The sequence below is a fragment of the Microlunatus sagamiharensis genome (assembly GCF_900105785.1).
In the GTDB taxonomy this organism is placed as follows: domain Bacteria; phylum Actinomycetota; class Actinomycetes; order Propionibacteriales; family Propionibacteriaceae; genus Microlunatus; species Microlunatus sagamiharensis.
Genome location: NZ_LT629799.1, coordinates 3,780,526 through 3,795,827, shown reverse-complemented (window position 1 = coordinate 3,795,827; position 15,302 = coordinate 3,780,526). Strand labels below are relative to the sequence as shown.

Here is a 15,302-nt window from a genome sequence, read left to right as displayed (position 1 = left end):
CCGTGACCCACCTCCGGGCTCGGGTCTGCCAAGATCCGAGTCGACCGGGCCTCCGCGTAGAGCGGAGCCCGAGCGTTGTTCGTCCTCGGGGTCCGTCTCAGCTGGAGTCCCCGTGCCCTCTCGCCTCCGCGCCCTGCTCGTCGCCGCGACCACCGTCCTTGCGGCGGGGGTCCCCCTCGTCGGTCCGACCGGTGCGGCCTCGGCCGCCCCTGACGTCGTCCCGACGCAGGCAGCGCACCCGTACAGCGACCCCCTCTGGTTCCCGTTGCGCGCACCGGCGACGATCGGGTGCGCGAAGAGCGGTTGCGGCACCGCCAGCGACCACGGGTACGACGCCATCGACCTGCTCGGTGAGCGGGGCGCCCCCGTCTACGCCGCCGGGGCAGGCGTGGCCCACGTCGGAGGTGACGAGGGCGGCTGCAGCAGCGCCAGCGAGGTCGACCGGGGCCGGTGGGTCTGGGTCGACCACGGCGGCGGCGTCGTCAGCCAGTACCGCCACCTCGACACGATCACCGTCCGTGAGGGCCAGCTCGTCACCCCGGCCACGCGTGTCGGCACGATGGGCCACTCCGGCGACGTCGCCCCGTGCACGACGAACTACCTGCACTTCGAGGTCCGCCACGGCGGGTTGTACGGCGAGCGGGTCGACTTCGGCCCGCTGCGGGGCTGCGGCACGGGTGGTGCGCTCCTGCTCCCGCAGGCCCTCGGGTTCGACAGCTGGAACGACCCGGGCCTCCACCCGAGGAAGCGCCTGGTGAGCCCGGCGCTCGACTCCTCGTGCGTGACCCCGGACTGGAGCACGACGGCGTCCGCGCCGGCACCGACCACCGTCCGCACGGCTGGCGCCGTGACGGTCTCGCTCACCGCGCCGGCGCCTGCGACGAGCTGGACCGTCGACCTGCAGATCTGGCGCCCCACGCTCAAGGGCTGGCGCACCCTCACGACCGCGACGGTCCCGGCCAGCACCACCCGGCTGGTCCTGCGCGACGGCGTCGAGGACGACCGTCGGTACCGGGTGCGGGCGGCGGTGCACCAGGGTGAGGGGTGGAGCGCCTGGTCGCGTCTCGACGAGGTGGTCGCGCCACCCGGGGCGCCCGGCCTGCGCTACCTGCAGTGGAAACGGACCACCAGCACGACCAAGAGCTACCTGCACCACGGATGGAGCCGACCGGACTCCTTCGGCGGCACGACGACGCGCTACGAGGTCTCTCGACGCTGCGGCACCAGGAGCGACGCGCTGGGCTCCTGGAAGACGACGAGGCTCAAGGGCTCGGCGACCTACGTGAACCTGGGCGGGCTGGGGAAGGCCAAGGCCTGCGAGGTGCGGGTGCGAGCCACCAACGCCGCGGGGACCGGTCCTTGGTCGGCGTCGCACGCCGTCAAGCGCTGACCCTGGCCACGGGAGCGGTACCAGTCCGGCGGACGATCTTGGCCGACACCCGCACCTGAGCAACCTCCCGGGTGCATCCGTCGCCTATCATCGCGGAACCCCCGGCGCCGGTCCCTACGCCTCCCGCGGAGGTGGTGGAAGCTCAATGGTCACACTCCTGCCTCAGTCCGCCCTGCTCTCCGTCGTCAGGCGACGGCTCGACCGGGCCGCGCCTCCCGCCCTCGTGCGCCATGCCCGCCTGCTCGCGCAGGGCCAGAGCCCACCTCAGCGCCTGCTCCACGACGCCCGCGCCTCTGTCGCCCGACAACTGATCCTGCCCAGCCTCCCGCCGGCCGCAGAGGGGCGGACCTACGTGGCGGTGAAGACCGAGGGGACCTCGGTGCCGGCGTTGGTCGTCGACACCTTCCGGTGCGACGAGGTGTGGGGCGACCAGGCCGCGCGGGTGGCCGACGCCTTCGTCCGACACGACGTCGACCACGTCTTCGTCTCGACCGACCCTCACCGACGGCGGGTCATCGCCGTGCCCGAGTCCCAACGCGACCACGCGGTACGCGCTCTCGCGGCCGACCTCGGCGCCAGCGCGACCCAGATCGCCGCGGTACGCGGGGACGAGCTGTCCCGGTCACGTCCGCTCAGCGCTCGAAGACCACGGCTCGCCGACGCACTGAGGGTGTTCCAGGTCCTCGCCACCCGTTCCGGCGCCTTCCTGAGCGGCGCCGAGATGGGGTGCGACGTGCAGTTCTGGCGCGAGGTCGGCTGCGAGGACGAGCTGACCGAGAGCGGGGAGACGCTCGACCGGAAGACCCTCGTCGGGGAACGGACGTTCGACCCGCTCCCGGAGACCGTCGAGCCGTCGTCCGTGGTCGAACGCCTCGTGGACCGTCGCCCCAGGCCCGTCGCCCCCGAGCTGGCGAGCCCGCACCTCGTGCAGCACGACCTCCCGGTCGACGTCGTCTACACCTGGGTCGACGGCGACGACGAGAGCTGGCGGGCCCGACGGGACCGGGCTCTGCGTGAGACCGACGCGACACTTCACGACCTCGCGACGAACGACTCGCGTTACACCTCGCACGACGAGCTGCGCTACTCCATGCGTTCCCTGGAGATGTACGCGCCCTGGGTGCGCCGGGTCTTCCTGGTGACGGACGACCAGGTGCCACCGTGGTTGAACCGGGCCAACCCACGTCTCGACGTGGTCGACCACCGGGACCTCTTCAGGGACCGCGGCCGGCTCCCGACGTTCAACTCGCACGCCATCGAGTCCCAGCTGCACCACATCGAGGGGTTGTCGGAGAACTTCCTCTACCTCAACGACGACATCTTCTTCGGGCGGCCCGTCGACCCGGCGCTCTTCGTGCTGGCCAACGGGCTGTCGCAGATCTTCTTCTCCAGCGTGAAGGTCGGCTCCGGGCCGCTGACCGCCGGCGACCTGCCGATCACCAGCGCGGCGAAGAACAACCGCGACGTGCTGCAGGCCGAGTTCGGGCGCACGACGCTGCACAAGTTCCAGCACGCCCCCTACTCGCTACGACGCTCCGTGCTGCACGAGCTCGAGGCCCTGCTGCCCGAGGAGATGGAGGTCACCGCCTCCGCCACCTTCCGAAGCCCGTCCGACCTGTCCGTCGCGGCCTCCCTCGGGCTGGCCTACGGCTACCTCGTCGGCTGCTCCGTGCCCGGGACCCTCCGCTACCTCTACGCCGACATCGCCCGGCCCGACACGCCCCACCGGCTGGCCGAGCTCCTCGCCCGACGCGACCGCGACGTCTTCTGCCTGAACGACCACGACTCGAGCGCCCTGGACACGCACAGCCAGTCGACGCTGGTGCAGGGCTTCCTCGAGTCGTACTTCCCGCTCCCGAGCAGCTTCGAACGATGAGTCCCGGACCGGGGACCGCCCGAGCCGCGTGGCGTGCCATGCTCGCCGCCCGATGACGTACCGAGACACGCTGCTGAGGCTCGGCCGCACGCGTGCCGGCACCGCCGTCCGCGACGCCCTGGGAGTCCGACGGGTGAGGGCGCTGGCCGTCCTCGTGCTACCCACCACGCGCCCGCACGTCGACCTTCGGGGGACGCTCGCGAGCATCCGAGCCGTCCACGGACCTCCAGGGGATCCTGCCGTGCGCGATCGAGGCGGCTGGGTGGTGGACGACCCGGCCTGGCAGCCGCAGCAGCTACGCGACGACAACCTGGAGCGGACCGCATCGGCCCTCGAGCTCGCCGGTGTCCCCTACGCCCTGCTGCGTACGAGCTCGGCGACCCGGCATGCCGTCGCGGTGGCCGAGAGCGACCGCACGCGCACCGTCGAGGCGCTGAGCGCGAGCCCGCGGCTGCGGACGGCACGGGTGCAAGAGGTCGCCGGGACCCGGGCCGTCGGGCGCTCCGTGCCCGCCCCGGCGCTGGGGGCGGCCCGCTGGCGCAGGGCGACGGTGCTCCGGGTGTTCCGTCGGGTCCGTGCCCGGCCGGGGTCCTACACGGTCGGCGAGCTCTACGGCTGCGACGTCGAGCTGTGGGAGGAGGGACCCACCACCGGCGTGAACGAGGTCATGGCGCTGGCGCCCCGTCCGAACGTCGCCTCCGACGTGCTTCCACGGGACGTCCTCCGCGACACCGAGCCGGTCACGGTCGGCGGCCGGGACTACCCCCGCCCCCGCCTCTTCGCCCGGCGGATGCTCGAGGACCTCAACTTCGACGTCGACGTCGTGTGCACCTGGGTGGACGGCGACGACCCGGCCTGGCGCGAACGGATGCTGAGGGCACGCGCGCGGGCCGAGGGCACCGCCTTCCACGCGGAGTCGGTCGCCTCGAACCGCTTCGCCAGCCGGGACGAGCTGCGCTACGCACTGCGCTCGCTGCACTCCTACGCCCCCTGGGTCCGCCACGTCTGGCTGGTCACCGACGACCAGCGCCCCGCGTGGCTGACCGACGACACCCCGGGCCTCACCGTCGTCGACCACCGGGACATCGTCGACGACCACTCGGTGCTCCCGCTGTTCAACAGCAATGCGATCATCAGCCGTCTGCACCACATCGACGGTCTGGCCGAGCACTACCTCTACCTCAACGACGACATGTTCTTCGGCCAGGACGTCCGGCCCCAGGCCTTCTTCCACCCCAGCGGCGTGGCCCGGCTCTTCCCGGCCCGGCTGCACCGTCCGTTCGGCGCAGCCGGACCTGGCGACGAGCCCCACATCAACCTGAGCCGCAACATCCGTGCGCTGCTCGAGGAGCGGTTCGGCACGACCGCGACCCACGCCATCCGGCACACGCCGTACCCGCAGCTGCGCAGCCGGCAGCGCGAGCTCGAGGCGCTCTTCCCCGAGGCGTACGCGCGGGTGCTGCACCACCCCTTCCGTCACCACGAGGACATCGCGCCCGACCAGCTGCTGCATTACTACCTGCAGGTGGTGGGGGCCGGAGTGCCCTCCTCGATCTCGTACGACTACGTGAACGTGGGGGTGGCGGAGCAGCAGCACCGGCTCCGCCGGCTCCTCCTCGGGCGCGACCGGTCGGTCTTCTGCCTCAACGACGCTCCCGTCGCGGGAGAGCCGCCGGTCCCCGACGCCGTCGTCCGCGCCTTCCTCGAGTCCTACTTCCCGGTCCCCTCGCCCTGGGAGGTCGACGTCCGGCGACCCGCGGCCTCAGCGGCCGAGCCCGGGGACCTCTGACAGCCGCGCCTCGAGATAGGGCCGGATGGTCGAGGCGTACGTCGTCGTCACGTGGTGGCGGTCCACGTAGACCACGACGTTGCCGACGACGGGCTCGCACGTCGCTGGTCCGCAGATGTAGCGGTTCAGGTCGACCAGGTCGACCCGGTCGCCGAGCTCCTCGGCGGCCCGGAGCACCGGCGTGCCCGGGACGATCGCGGTGCTCGCCGGGACGCTGCAGCCCGCCGTGGTCGCGCCGGGCCTCGACAGGCAGTCGGGCACGTCGAAGCCCATCTCGGGGGGCTCGCGGACGGCGACGACCTGGATGCCGGCCTCCTCGAGCTCACGCCAGTAGGTCGCCATCCCCTCGCCGATCTGCGCGAAGGCCTCGGGACCCGCCGTCGGGTGGTCCACCGTGCCGACGACGGGACGGGCGCTGGTGATGACGACGTCGGGCCTCACGTCGTTCAGCATCGTGCTCAGCGCCCGTCGGCCCCAGTCGTGGCACGAGACGTAGGGCGTGCGCGCGGTGTAAGGGGTGCTGGCCATCGTCGCGCTCCACGGGCAGAGGCTGTGGAGGTCGGTGACCAGCCGCCAGCGGCGCTCTTTCGCGATGGCGTCCAGGTCGTCGAACCAGGTCGCGGCGACGGAGTCTCCGACGAGGGCCACGGTGCGGACGGGGTCGTCGGTGTCGCCGAAGGAGCACAGCGTCTCGGCCGTCGACGCCTGGTCGGACTGGCAGCCGCCGGGGCCGTCGCCATACGCCCCGAAGTCGTGCTGCGCGCGTTCCAGGGACGGGATCGCCTCGACCCCCGCGGGCGCCTGCGCGTCGCCCGCGAGGACCGCCGCGCCGGGGTGCGCGGCATCGGCTGTGACCGCGGGCGCCGGCGGGTGGGCCCAGAGCCACCCCGTGCTCAGCCCCACAGGCAGGAGCACGGCGAGCAGCAGCGCCAGCGAGCGACGGGCGCTTCGCCGGAGGACAGCCGAGGTGCGGAAGCTGTCCTCCACGTGGCGCTTGGTGAGGCTCGACAGCCCGAGCGCGAGCAGCACGAGCGCCGCGCCGTCGAGCACCCCGACCGGTCGTCCCACCCAGGTCGTCCAGAGCAGGATCATCGGCCAGTGCCACAGGTAGAGCGAGTAGGAGACGTCGCCGAGGGCCACGGCCGGACGGGACGAGGTGAGCCGCGCGGGCCCGAGCCGGGCGCTCCCCGAGCCGCAGGCGAGCAGCAGCACCGCGCCCAGCGTCGGCCACAGCGCGACCACGCCTGGGAAGGCCGACGACCCGTCGAGCACGAAGGCGGAGACGACCACCGCCGCCAGCCCGACCCAGGCCAGTGGGCCGAGCCGCCCCAACCGGTCGGTCCAGGTCGACGGCAGCAGGGCGAGCACCGCCCCGAGACCGAGCTCCCAGACCCGTGTCGGGGTGACGAAGTAGGCGGCCGCAGGGCTGGTCGCGGTGAGCCGCACCGAGACGGCGAGCGACACCGCGACGACGACGACGGCGAGCAGGAGGGCGACCTGGCGGCCGGCCGCCTCGCGGACGGCACGCACCCGGGACGGGTCCGCCCGTAGCGAGCGACGGTGGGCGACGACCCCGGCGACGACGAGGAGCAGCGGCCAGACGAGGTAGAACTGCTCCTCCACCGACAACGACCAGAAGTGCTGCACGGGGCTCGCGGCGTCGTCAGACTTCAGGTAGGCCACCGAGTTCGCCGCGAGCAGCCAGTTCTGCAGGGAGACCGCGCTGGCGCGGACCTGCTCGGCGGTGTCGACGAGCCGGGTGGTGGGCAGCACCCACAGCGAGACCAGCCAGGTCACGACGAGCACCAGGACCGCGGCGGGCACCAGCCGCCGCGCGCGGCGCGCGTAGAAGTCGAGCAGGTCCACCCGGCCCGTTCGGGCGAGCGTGCGGGCGAGGTGGGAGGTGATGAGGTAGCCGGAGACGACGAGGAAGACGTCGACCCCCACGAACCCGCCCGGGACCAGGTCAGGGTTCAGGTGGTAGGCGACGACCAGCGCCACGGCCAAGGCCCGGACACCCTGCACGTCGGGCCGGAAGCCGGCCTCGGGCGCGGGCCCACCACGGGCCGGACGCGTGGGCGCCGCCGCCGCGAGCCCGGCGCTCACCGACCGCCGACCCCGTCCGCCTCGCCGGCCGGACGCCACGCCAGCTCGCGCGCCCGGACCGCCTCGTACACCCGTCGGCTGCACCCGCCGTCGCGGAAGGGGAACGTGTCCTCGATGCGGCGACGGTAACGCTCCCGGAGCGGTCGGCCGTCGTCCAGCAGCTCGCCGAGCGCCGCGAGCAGCGCGCCCTGGTCGGTGGTCACCGGGCCGAAGCCGTCCTGCTCGTAGGAGAAGTACCCGCGCCGGTAGGCGTGCTGCCCGGCGAAGAACTCCTCGGCGTCGAACTGGTAGTAGGCGACCGGCGTGCCCACGTACGCCGCCTCGAAGGCGAGGGAGGAGTAGTCGGTGACCAGCACGCGCGCCCGAGCCACGACCTCCTGGATGTCGTGGTCTCGGTAGCGCGCCAGCCGCACGTGCTCCGGCAGCTGGTCGGGCGAGACGTGCTCCTCGAGGTTCGGGTGCGGCGCGAAGACGACCCGTACGTCGGTCCGCTCGGCCAGCGCGGCGAGCTCGGGCGAGTGCAGCAGCCCGAACCAGGCTCGGGCGTAGGTCGACTCCTCGAAGCCGGGCCGCAGCACCCGGGCGTTGGAGCCCGGCGTCGGGTCGAGCAGCCGGTCTCGCCAGGTCGGCATCACCACGAGGTCGCGCCGCTCGGAGGCGTCGAGGCGGCGCACCTTCTCGAGCAGGACGTCGTGGCGCGGGAAGCCGGTCATCGCCACCTCCTTGTCGCTCCACCGGTAGGGCGACCCGTCACCGACGACCGAGGCCTGCTCGGCGGGCGTCGCGGTGATCATCAGCCGGATCGGCTTGCCGTTGATCCAGCGCGAGAGGTCGTCCTTGGTCACGCCGTGCTGCAGGAACACGTACTTCCAGCGCCTCGGCGGGTAGAGCGAGGCGTCGTAGGGGTGGACCACGTAGTGGTCGATCTGAGACGACAGGAGGTAGGCGGCGTTGAGCAGCAGGACCACGTGCTCCGGCGAGCCGTGCTCGACCAGCCGGAACCCCTCCTCGGAGAGCCGCGGCCAGTCCGGGACGTCGCGGCGCAGGACGAACCACGCGTTGACCTGCGGCTGCTCCCGGCGCAGGTAGCGGTAGAGCGCCTCGGCGTTGTCCTGCGCCATGGTGTCGCGGTCCATCAGCACCCACGCGTCGCGGTAGCGGTCGCGCACCTCGCGCCCCTTGGCCCGGCGGCGGACCGCGTCGGCGAGCACCTGGGGGTCCCCGCCCACGAGGGCGTCGAGGTCCTCGGCCGTCGGCCGCGGGGCAGGCGCGGCAGGTGACGGAGCCGTCCGGCGCCGGGCGCTCCGACGGGCACGCCGGAGCACCCGGCGCAGGCGGGTGATGGCCGGTCGCCGCGCGGAGGCAGGGCCACGCCTGTCCGACCCGGGCGCCGGGGACGCCTCCGCGTCCGGCTCCGCGGTCGTCCCGGCCGAGGGTTCGACAGGCGGCTCCGCGCCCGCCCCCGGCAGCGCGTACGGGGCCTCCCAGTCGCGTTCACCCGGCGGTCGGCGCGAGTGGAAGCGCTTCCAGACCTCCGTCGGGACCACCTCGCGGGCGGTGCGGTGCAGTCCGCCCAACTGCACCACGAGCGGCCGGCCGTCGACCTCGACGGCGACGGGCTCGAGCGCGGTCACCCACAGGTCGCGCTGGTGGAGCCAGGGCCGGCCGAAGTAGGTGAGGGCGGTGGTCTTCGCGTACGCCGGCGTCGCCGGGACACCGTCGACGAGGACGCGCTCCGCCGGCTCCGGGGACGACGTGTGGTATCGCAGCAGCTGCAGCTCCTGCAGCGGGTCGACACGCACCACGCCGACCCGGTCGGGGACGAACACGCCGTGCTTGCGGGCCAGGAAGGCGTCACGATGCTCGATGGAGAGCCCGGCCGCCCGGAAGCCGGCGATGGTGGCGTCGTCGAGCCGGGCCAGGACACGGTCGAGCAGCACGAAGAACCGCTCACGGGTCACCTCGTCGATCGCGGCGGTGGGCGAGGCGTTGCGCGCGTCGGCGCGGGGGTACCAGTGCAGGTCGTAGAACACGAGCTGCTGCAGCCAGGCGGGCGCCGGGTCGCCCGCGCGCTCGAGGAGAGCCAGGTGGCCGTGCTCGAGGATCGCGCCGTAGCGGCCGGGCCTGGACCAGGCGGTGTCGGTGAGCGAGTCCTGCGCCTCGCGCTTGCGGTAGTAGTACTCGGTGAAGCCCAGGAAGGCCGTCTTCGGGTGCTCCTGCTCGAGCAGGTACATCCCGGTGAAGATCCCGTCCTCGAAGACGGGGGCGACCCGCTCGTCGAAGACGAGGCCCGCCGCACGGATCACGTCGAGCCGGTAGAACGCGCTCGCGGCGTGCGCGTGCACGTGGTGCGGCGAGGTCGTGAGGTCGACGACCCGCGCGGGCCGGTCGAACTTGCCGTCCAGCACGTGCCTCGACGACGGGCGGGCGGGGTCCTCGACGAAGGGCACCATCCGGCAGGCGACCAGGGACACGCCGTCCGCCGCCGCGCTCTCGACGAACGCGGCCACGTCGCGCAGGTAGTGGGGGGCGACGACGTCGTCCGGGTCGGGGAAGGACACCCAGGTGCCGCGGGCCCGCGCCATCCCGGCGTTGCGAGCCGAGCTCAGACCTCCGTTGGGCTTGGAGAGCAGCACCGCGTCGAACCCGTCACGGGCGATCCAGGTCTCGACCAGGCCCCGGGAGCCGTCCACGGAGCCGTCGTCCACGAACACCAGCTCCACGAGCGACCGGTCGCCCTCGAGCGCGTCGAGCGAGTCGAGGAAGGCCGGGAGGTAGGCCTCGACCCCGTAGACCGACACGACCAGGCTCAGCAGCGGGACGCGAGGGTCGTGCGCCTGCGTCGCCGTCACCGCCCCTCGCCGCCGATCGCGCTGTGGCTCAGCACCCGGGAGACCACGTCGTCCGCGATCCCCTCGAGCTCCTCCAGGCTCGCGCCTGCCGGGCGGGAGGCAGTCGTGCTCCGGCCCTGGCCCACCCGCAGCACCCCTGAGCCGCGGACGTGCTGGACCTCCGTCGCGTACCGCGGGTCGTCGCGGACGAGGTCCTCGAGCGCGCCGACGTAGCGGTCGGCGGACGACCACGCCCCGTAGAGCTTGTTGCCCGAGAGCGCGAAGGGTCGCAGCCCGTCGACGACCACCGCCTCCCACACCGCCGCAGCGACCCCCGGGGTGTGCTCCGCGCGGTGGTCACCGACCACCACCACCCCCTCGTCCTGCAGCAGGTCACGGGCACGACGGAGGTCGGCGAGGACGTCGGCGTGCACGTGCCCGGCGTCCAGGTGGAGGAACCGGACGCCCTCCGGGTGGACGTGGTCGACGACCTGCCCGCTCGTTCCCGTCACGACGACCGGAAGGCTCCCGTGAACGGCTGCGTAGCCCTCCTCGAAGCGCTCGCGCGACAGGGCGGCGTACGAGCGGCGGTTCTCGGCGCGGATGGCGTCGTGCTCGGCGCGAGGAGGCTCGAAGTCGGCGGGGTCCCGTCCGAACAGGTCCACGACGACGAGGTGCTCGCCGTCTCGGAGGTGGCTCCCCAGGACGACCGCGCTGCGCCCGAGGTAGCAGCCCAGCTCGACGAGGTCTCCGGCCGGCAGCTCGCGCTGCGCGCCGAGCAGGGCGTCGAACATCGTCTTGTCGATCCAGCGGAACCACCCGGGAAGATCCGCGTAGCTCCGCACGGAGGTGCCTGGCATGTCGGTCACCCTAGGCGGGGAGCAGGCGGCAGCCGTGTTCCTCCTCGGCGGGGCGCGCCGGGTTGCCGGAGCGCCGCCGTGCGAGGCTGGGGGTGCTCGACCACTGCCCGAGGAGTAGACGCTGCCCCGCTGGTCCCGACGACGCCGCTCGCTCGTCTCGGTCGTGCTGGCCACCTACCGCGGCAGGCGGCACCTCGCCGCCCAGCTGGACAGCCTGCAGCGGCAGACGCGGCTCCCCGACGAGCTCGTCGTGCGCGACGACTGCTCCGACGACGGGACCCTGGAGGAGCTGGAGCGGTTCGCGTCCCGCGCCGCCTTCCCGGTCGTCGTCCTTCGGGCGCCCGAGAACGAGGGGTACGCCCGCAACTTCGCCGCCGCGGCGGCGGCGGCCCGCGGCGACCTGCTGCTGTTCTGCGACCAGGACGACGTCTGGCACCCCGAGAAGGTGGAGACGCTGGGCGCCTGGTCGGCCCTCCGCCCCGGGTGGGCGTACTTCCACGACTACACGCTGCTCAGCACCGACCCCGGACGCGCCGCACCCTCGTGCTTCGAGCTGCTGGCGCGGCGGGGCTTCGGCCCGGCCGTCTCGTTCAAGGGCAGCAGCATGGCCGTCGCGCGGTCGTTCCTGGACCGGTGGGGGTGGCCACCGCACGGGTCGGGGATATCCCACGACTTCTGGGTCGCGCTGCTCAGCACCGGCCTCGACCGGCGGGTGAGCCTGCTGCGGGTGCTGGGTGACCACCGGCTGCACGACCGCAACGTCTCGGGCTGGATCGCCTCCGACGCCGATCGGCGGCGGTTCCCTGCGGGGGTCCGGGCGTCGGAGACGGAGGTCCTGGTCGACCTCGTCGTGCGCGAGGAGCGCCTCGGGTGGACCGAGGACTTCCTGCAGGTGCTCTCCGGCGACCGGCCCGGGGTACGGCCGGAGGCGGTGTCCCGGCTGAGGGACGTGCTGGTCGCCAACCAGCGCTGGACGACCTCGCGCGGCTGAACGGCCTGGTCAGCCCGGGGGCCGCTCGGCGTTCATCGTCGCCGTCGACCAGGCCTCCACGTCGGCCTTGACCGGGTGGTGAAGCAGGCGCTGCTGCCCGAAGTCGTCCGGGCGCTCGTGGAAGTAGTGACTCCGGTGGGGCCGCCAGACGAGCGTGCCGGGCGAGAGGCGGTAATCGGACGGGGTGTTCAGGTAGAACCGGCCGCGCCGCTCGTCCGGGGTCCACGAGCCGTGCCCACCGATGTCGGCGATCCTGGCCCCCGATGCCAGCGCCGCCGTCGGGAGGGTGGACTCGTAGTGGCCCTGCCAGTCCCGGTCGCTCATCATCAGCGCGTACGACTGGGCGAAGGAGCGCGAGAGGCGCATCAGCGGGTGGAAGGCGCGCAGGAAGGAGCCCTCGTCGACCCAGGGCGGGGCGGAGGCCCGCGGCCACTTCGACCAGTCCGGAGTCTCGGCCCGTGTCGCGACCGTGCTGGTCAGCAGGTCGGCGTCGTCGCTGGCGAGCTCGCCGAACACCTCCGTCCAGTTGCCGCTGTAGTCGACGTCGTACTCCATGCACCACACGTGCTGCGCCCGGAGACCGAGCACCAGGGGCACGATCGCGGTGTCGAGAAACCCGTCCTGCACGCCGCCGTGCGCCAGCATCGACGCGTAGCGACCCGGCATCACCGCTGCGGGCTCGGGGTAGGAGAAGGTCGTCGTCGGGTGGGCTCCGGGGGTGGGGTTGTGGACGAAGTGCCAGCGCACCAGCCCGGCCGTCTCCGCGACCAGCCGGAGATAGGCGCGATCCACCCGCGCCGACCGGACGTGGGAGAGGAAAAGACCGTGCGCCGTCATCGCAACGCTCTGCTCAAGAGCCCTCGGCGGGCGACGGCCCGGGCGTCCGCGACCAGCCCCAGCCCGTGACGCAGGACGCGTGCGGGTCCTTCCGCACGACGCCCCGGCAGCCGGAAGTCGAGCCTGAGCAGGAAACCGTCCACATCGAGCGCGAGCGCGACCCCTCCGGTCGCCGGCGCCGTGCGGACGCGCTCGACGGGCACCTGCAGCAGCGGGCCCCCGAGGCGGCGCCGCACGTGGAGCACGCCGTCCACCACGTGCAGCAGGCAGGGGACGCTGTCGCGGCGGGCGGGCTGGCGCACCGGATCGGTGCTGACCGAGGCAGCGACGACGACGCCCATGAGCCGGAGCCTAGACGAGCACCTGATCCCACCCGTGATGCGGCACCGCCCGTGCCGCGTCCTCCGAGCCGGACGTCACTCGGCTCCTGCCCCTCGTCGCGCCATCTGCACCGACACCTCAGGCAGCCCGAGCAGACGCCCGTCGGGTTTGGGGGAAGCGGAGGACGCGCTCTCTCGACCTGGTTCTGGTGCCGCGGACGGAGCGCGGGCACCGCCCGGGTGTGCGGGACGGCCGGACGACGGTCCTCGTGGTGCGAGCACGGGACGACGCCGCGCGCGCCGTGCCGGCTCGACCTCGCACTGGCCGGACCACCTAGACAGAGAACCCCTGCGACCGAGCCGCAGGGGTTGCCGGTGGGTGTTGCTGATGGGTGGGCCTAAGTGGACTTGAACCACTGACCTCTGCCTTATCAGGGCAGCGCTCTAACCGACTGAGCTATAGGCCCGAGGGGTGTGACGGACGAGCCGCGCACGAGGGACAACGTTAGCGGATCACGGCCCTGCGCCCAACTCCTGGACGCCGGACGGCCGGACCCGGCGGCGGCTGCCGCCGGGCCGGTCGGCTCAGTCCTCCGCGAGCGTGACCTCGAGGCCGCCGAGGACGGTGGCCGCGAGGTTGTAGAGGAAGGAGCCGAGCGTCGCGAGCGCGGTGAAGATGAGCACGTCGATCACCGCGAGGATCGCGGCGAGGCCGAGCACCTTCTGGGTGTTGACGTACTCCTCGATCCGGAACGGCGTGGTGTCGCCCGGCGTCGAGACGACGCTCTTGACCATGTCGTTGACGGCGTCGAAGAGCCCCGAGGCGTTCAGCACCGACCACACGCCGTACGTCGCGACGACGAGGATGATGCCCGCCGCGATCGAGAACAGGAACGCGGTCTTCATGACCGACCACGGGTCGACGCGCGAGAGCCGCAGGCGCGCCTTGCGCGTCCGGCGGGCCAGGCCCACCTTCGGCTTGGCGGCCACCAGGGCCTGCGTCGTCGCCGCGGCGGCCGGGGACGCCGGCGCGACCTCGCCGGCGTCGACGGCGGGGATGACGGCGGTGTCGGTCGAGACCGGCGCGGGCGACGCCGGGGTCACCGGCGCACGGAGCGCGGTCTGGTCGGGCGCCGTGGTCGGGCCGGTCGGCGACGCCTTGGTCTCCGGTGCGGCGGAGCCGGCCGCGACCGTGGCGGCGACGGCGGCCGCCGCGGCGGCGGTCGGCACGCCGGGTCCGCTGGCGGGGACGTCGACGGGCTGCGGCTTCGGCGCCTTGGGCGGCAGGCCGAGGCGGTCGCGCCACGTCAGCGTCCGCTCCTGCGTGCTCTCGACCGTGTCGGTGGGGCTGGTCGGCTCCGAGGAGCTCTCGTCGGTCGAGGTGGGAGCGGAGGAGTCCGGGGTCGAGGTGTCGCGAGCGGTCTCGGACGACGCGGCGGCGGCCACCCCCGCGCCACCGGCCGCAGCGGTCGGGGCGGACGAGGAGCTCTTCGGCCGACGGTCGCGCAGGAGGTTGCGCAGGCCCGGGGACTTCGGCGTCTCCGTGGTCGCCGGACCGGAGGCCGGGGCGTCAGCCGGAGCGGTCTCGGCACGGTCCTCGGTGGGCGCTGTCTCGACCTTGGGGATCACGGCCGTGTCGTCGACGGCCGCGGGAGCCGGTGCGGCGGTGGCCGACGAGCCGTTCCGACCCTTGGCGACGCTGGCGTTGCGGGCCGCGGCGGCCGTGCGCGCGTCGGCGACGGCGCGGTCCTGCTCGCTCGGCCGACCGTTGCCCGCGGGCTGGGCGCCCGGGCGGGGACGGCTGTAGGACGCGGGGCCACGGCCGTCGGGCTGGGGTGCCTCGGGGCTCTTCGCCTGCGGGGGGGCACCGCTCGTGCCGTTGCCGTTGGACCCGTTCGCGCCGTTGCCGTTGGACCCGTTGCCGTTCGTGCCCGGCTGCGGGGCGCGGTACTGCTGCGGCGAGGCGGGGACGGTACGGCCCGCGGGTCGTCCGTTGGTACCGCCCGGCGCCGTCGTCTCGGTGCGGGCGTTGCCGTTGCGGGGGCCGTAGCGCACCGGCGGTGCCGGCGGGCGGCCGTTGGCCGCGCCCTGCCCTGCCCCCGCGTCGGTCCGAGTGTCGGCGTCGGGACCGCGTCCCGGCGTGCCTTCGCTCACGCTGACCATCCTCCTGGCCCCGCGCTGCGCCCGTCGGCGTCGCGAGGACCGTGTTGTCGGCTGCTCCGTCGACCCCTCCGGTGAGGTCGGCGATGGCCGGTCCTGCCGTGCTTCACCCATCGTGGCACGACGCCGCGGCCCAGGTCCG

10 protein-coding genes and 1 tRNA gene are annotated in these 15,302 nt (G+C 73.5%); 4 read left to right on the top strand and 7 right to left on the bottom strand.

Annotated features, from left to right (window positions below):
• Positions 1–112 precede the first annotated feature (112 nt).
• The 3 genes from BLU42_RS17495 to BLU42_RS17485 all read left to right on the top strand — a co-directional run bounded on the left by BLU42_RS17495 (position 113) and on the right by BLU42_RS17485 (position 5,055).
• Positions 113–1,390, top strand: coding sequence for a peptidoglycan DD-metalloendopeptidase family protein (locus tag BLU42_RS17495; RefSeq protein ID WP_091077379.1), 1,278 nt, complete (start codon positions 113–115; stop codon positions 1,388–1,390).
• Positions 1,391–1,535: 145 nt separating this feature from the next.
• The gene (locus BLU42_RS17490) at positions 1,536–3,266 is read left to right on the top strand and encodes a stealth family protein (protein WP_091077375.1); all 1,731 of its coding nucleotides are present in this window, start codon (positions 1,536–1,538) and stop codon (positions 3,264–3,266) included.
• Between the two features lie 241 nt (positions 3,267–3,507).
• Positions 3,508–5,055 carry a stealth family protein gene (locus tag BLU42_RS17485; protein ID WP_172825819.1) on the top strand — a complete coding sequence of 516 codons (1,548 nt, stop codon included), beginning with the start codon at positions 3,508–3,510 and terminating at the stop codon, positions 5,053–5,055.
• Here the strand turns inward: BLU42_RS17485 and BLU42_RS17480 are convergent.
• The 3 genes from BLU42_RS17480 to BLU42_RS17470 are packed head-to-tail and all read right to left on the bottom strand — an operon-like array spanning position 5,029 to position 10,852.
• Positions 5,029–7,161 carry an acyltransferase family protein gene (locus BLU42_RS17480; protein WP_157720072.1) on the bottom strand — a complete coding sequence of 711 codons (2,133 nt, stop codon included), beginning with the start codon at positions 7,159–7,161 and terminating at the stop codon, positions 5,029–5,031. The genes BLU42_RS17485 and BLU42_RS17480 overlap by 27 nt on opposite strands.
• Complete coding sequence (locus BLU42_RS17475; protein WP_172825818.1) at positions 7,158–10,013, bottom strand: bifunctional glycosyltransferase/CDP-glycerol:glycerophosphate glycerophosphotransferase; 2,856 nt, start codon at positions 10,011–10,013, stop codon at positions 7,158–7,160. Before BLU42_RS17475 ends, BLU42_RS17480 begins: the two co-directional genes overlap by 4 nt.
• Positions 10,010–10,852: a class I SAM-dependent methyltransferase gene (locus BLU42_RS17470; RefSeq protein ID WP_091080856.1), complete on the bottom strand. Its 843-nt coding sequence runs from the start codon at positions 10,850–10,852 to the stop codon at positions 10,010–10,012. Before BLU42_RS17470 ends, BLU42_RS17475 begins: the two co-directional genes overlap by 4 nt.
• Positions 10,853–11,015: 163 nt before the next feature.
• On the opposite strand from BLU42_RS17470, the gene BLU42_RS17465 reads away from it, so the two are divergent.
• Positions 11,016–11,843 (top strand): glycosyltransferase, encoded by an 828-nt coding sequence (locus BLU42_RS17465; protein WP_197680494.1) that lies wholly within the window; start codon positions 11,016–11,018, stop codon positions 11,841–11,843.
• 9 nt (positions 11,844–11,852) lie between these two features.
• On the opposite strand, the gene BLU42_RS17460 is transcribed toward BLU42_RS17465, so the two are convergent.
• The 4 genes from BLU42_RS17460 to BLU42_RS17445 all read right to left on the bottom strand — a co-directional run bounded on the left by BLU42_RS17460 (position 11,853) and on the right by BLU42_RS17445 (position 15,154).
• On the bottom strand, positions 11,853–12,635 hold the full coding sequence (locus tag BLU42_RS17460) for a hypothetical protein (RefSeq protein ID WP_091077358.1): 783 nt from the start codon (positions 12,633–12,635) through the stop codon (positions 11,853–11,855).
• 41 nt (positions 12,636–12,676) lie between these two features.
• Positions 12,677–13,021 carry a hypothetical protein gene (locus BLU42_RS17455; RefSeq protein ID WP_091077355.1) on the bottom strand — a complete coding sequence of 115 codons (345 nt, stop codon included), beginning with the start codon at positions 13,019–13,021 and terminating at the stop codon, positions 12,677–12,679.
• Positions 13,022–13,393: 372 nt separating this feature from the next.
• A tRNA-Ile gene (locus BLU42_RS17450) sits at positions 13,394–13,467 on the bottom strand.
• A gap of 118 nt (positions 13,468–13,585) precedes the next feature.
• Positions 13,586–15,154, bottom strand: a complete 1,569-nt coding sequence (locus tag BLU42_RS17445; protein WP_157720071.1) for a DUF3566 domain-containing protein — start codon at positions 15,152–15,154, stop codon at positions 13,586–13,588.
• Between the last annotated feature and the right edge of the window lie 148 nt (positions 15,155–15,302).

Coding starts and splice junctions, on each gene's coding strand:
- BLU42_RS17490 (WP_091077375.1), top strand. CDS start 1,536: ATGGTCACACTCCTGCCTCAGTCCGCCCTGCTCTCCGTCGTCAGGCGA.
- BLU42_RS17470 (WP_091080856.1), bottom strand. CDS start 10,852: ATGCCAGGCACCTCCGTGCGGAGCTACGCGGATCTTCCCGGGTGGTTC.
- BLU42_RS17455 (WP_091077355.1), bottom strand. CDS start 13,021: ATGGGCGTCGTCGTCGCTGCCTCGGTCAGCACCGATCCGGTGCGCCAG.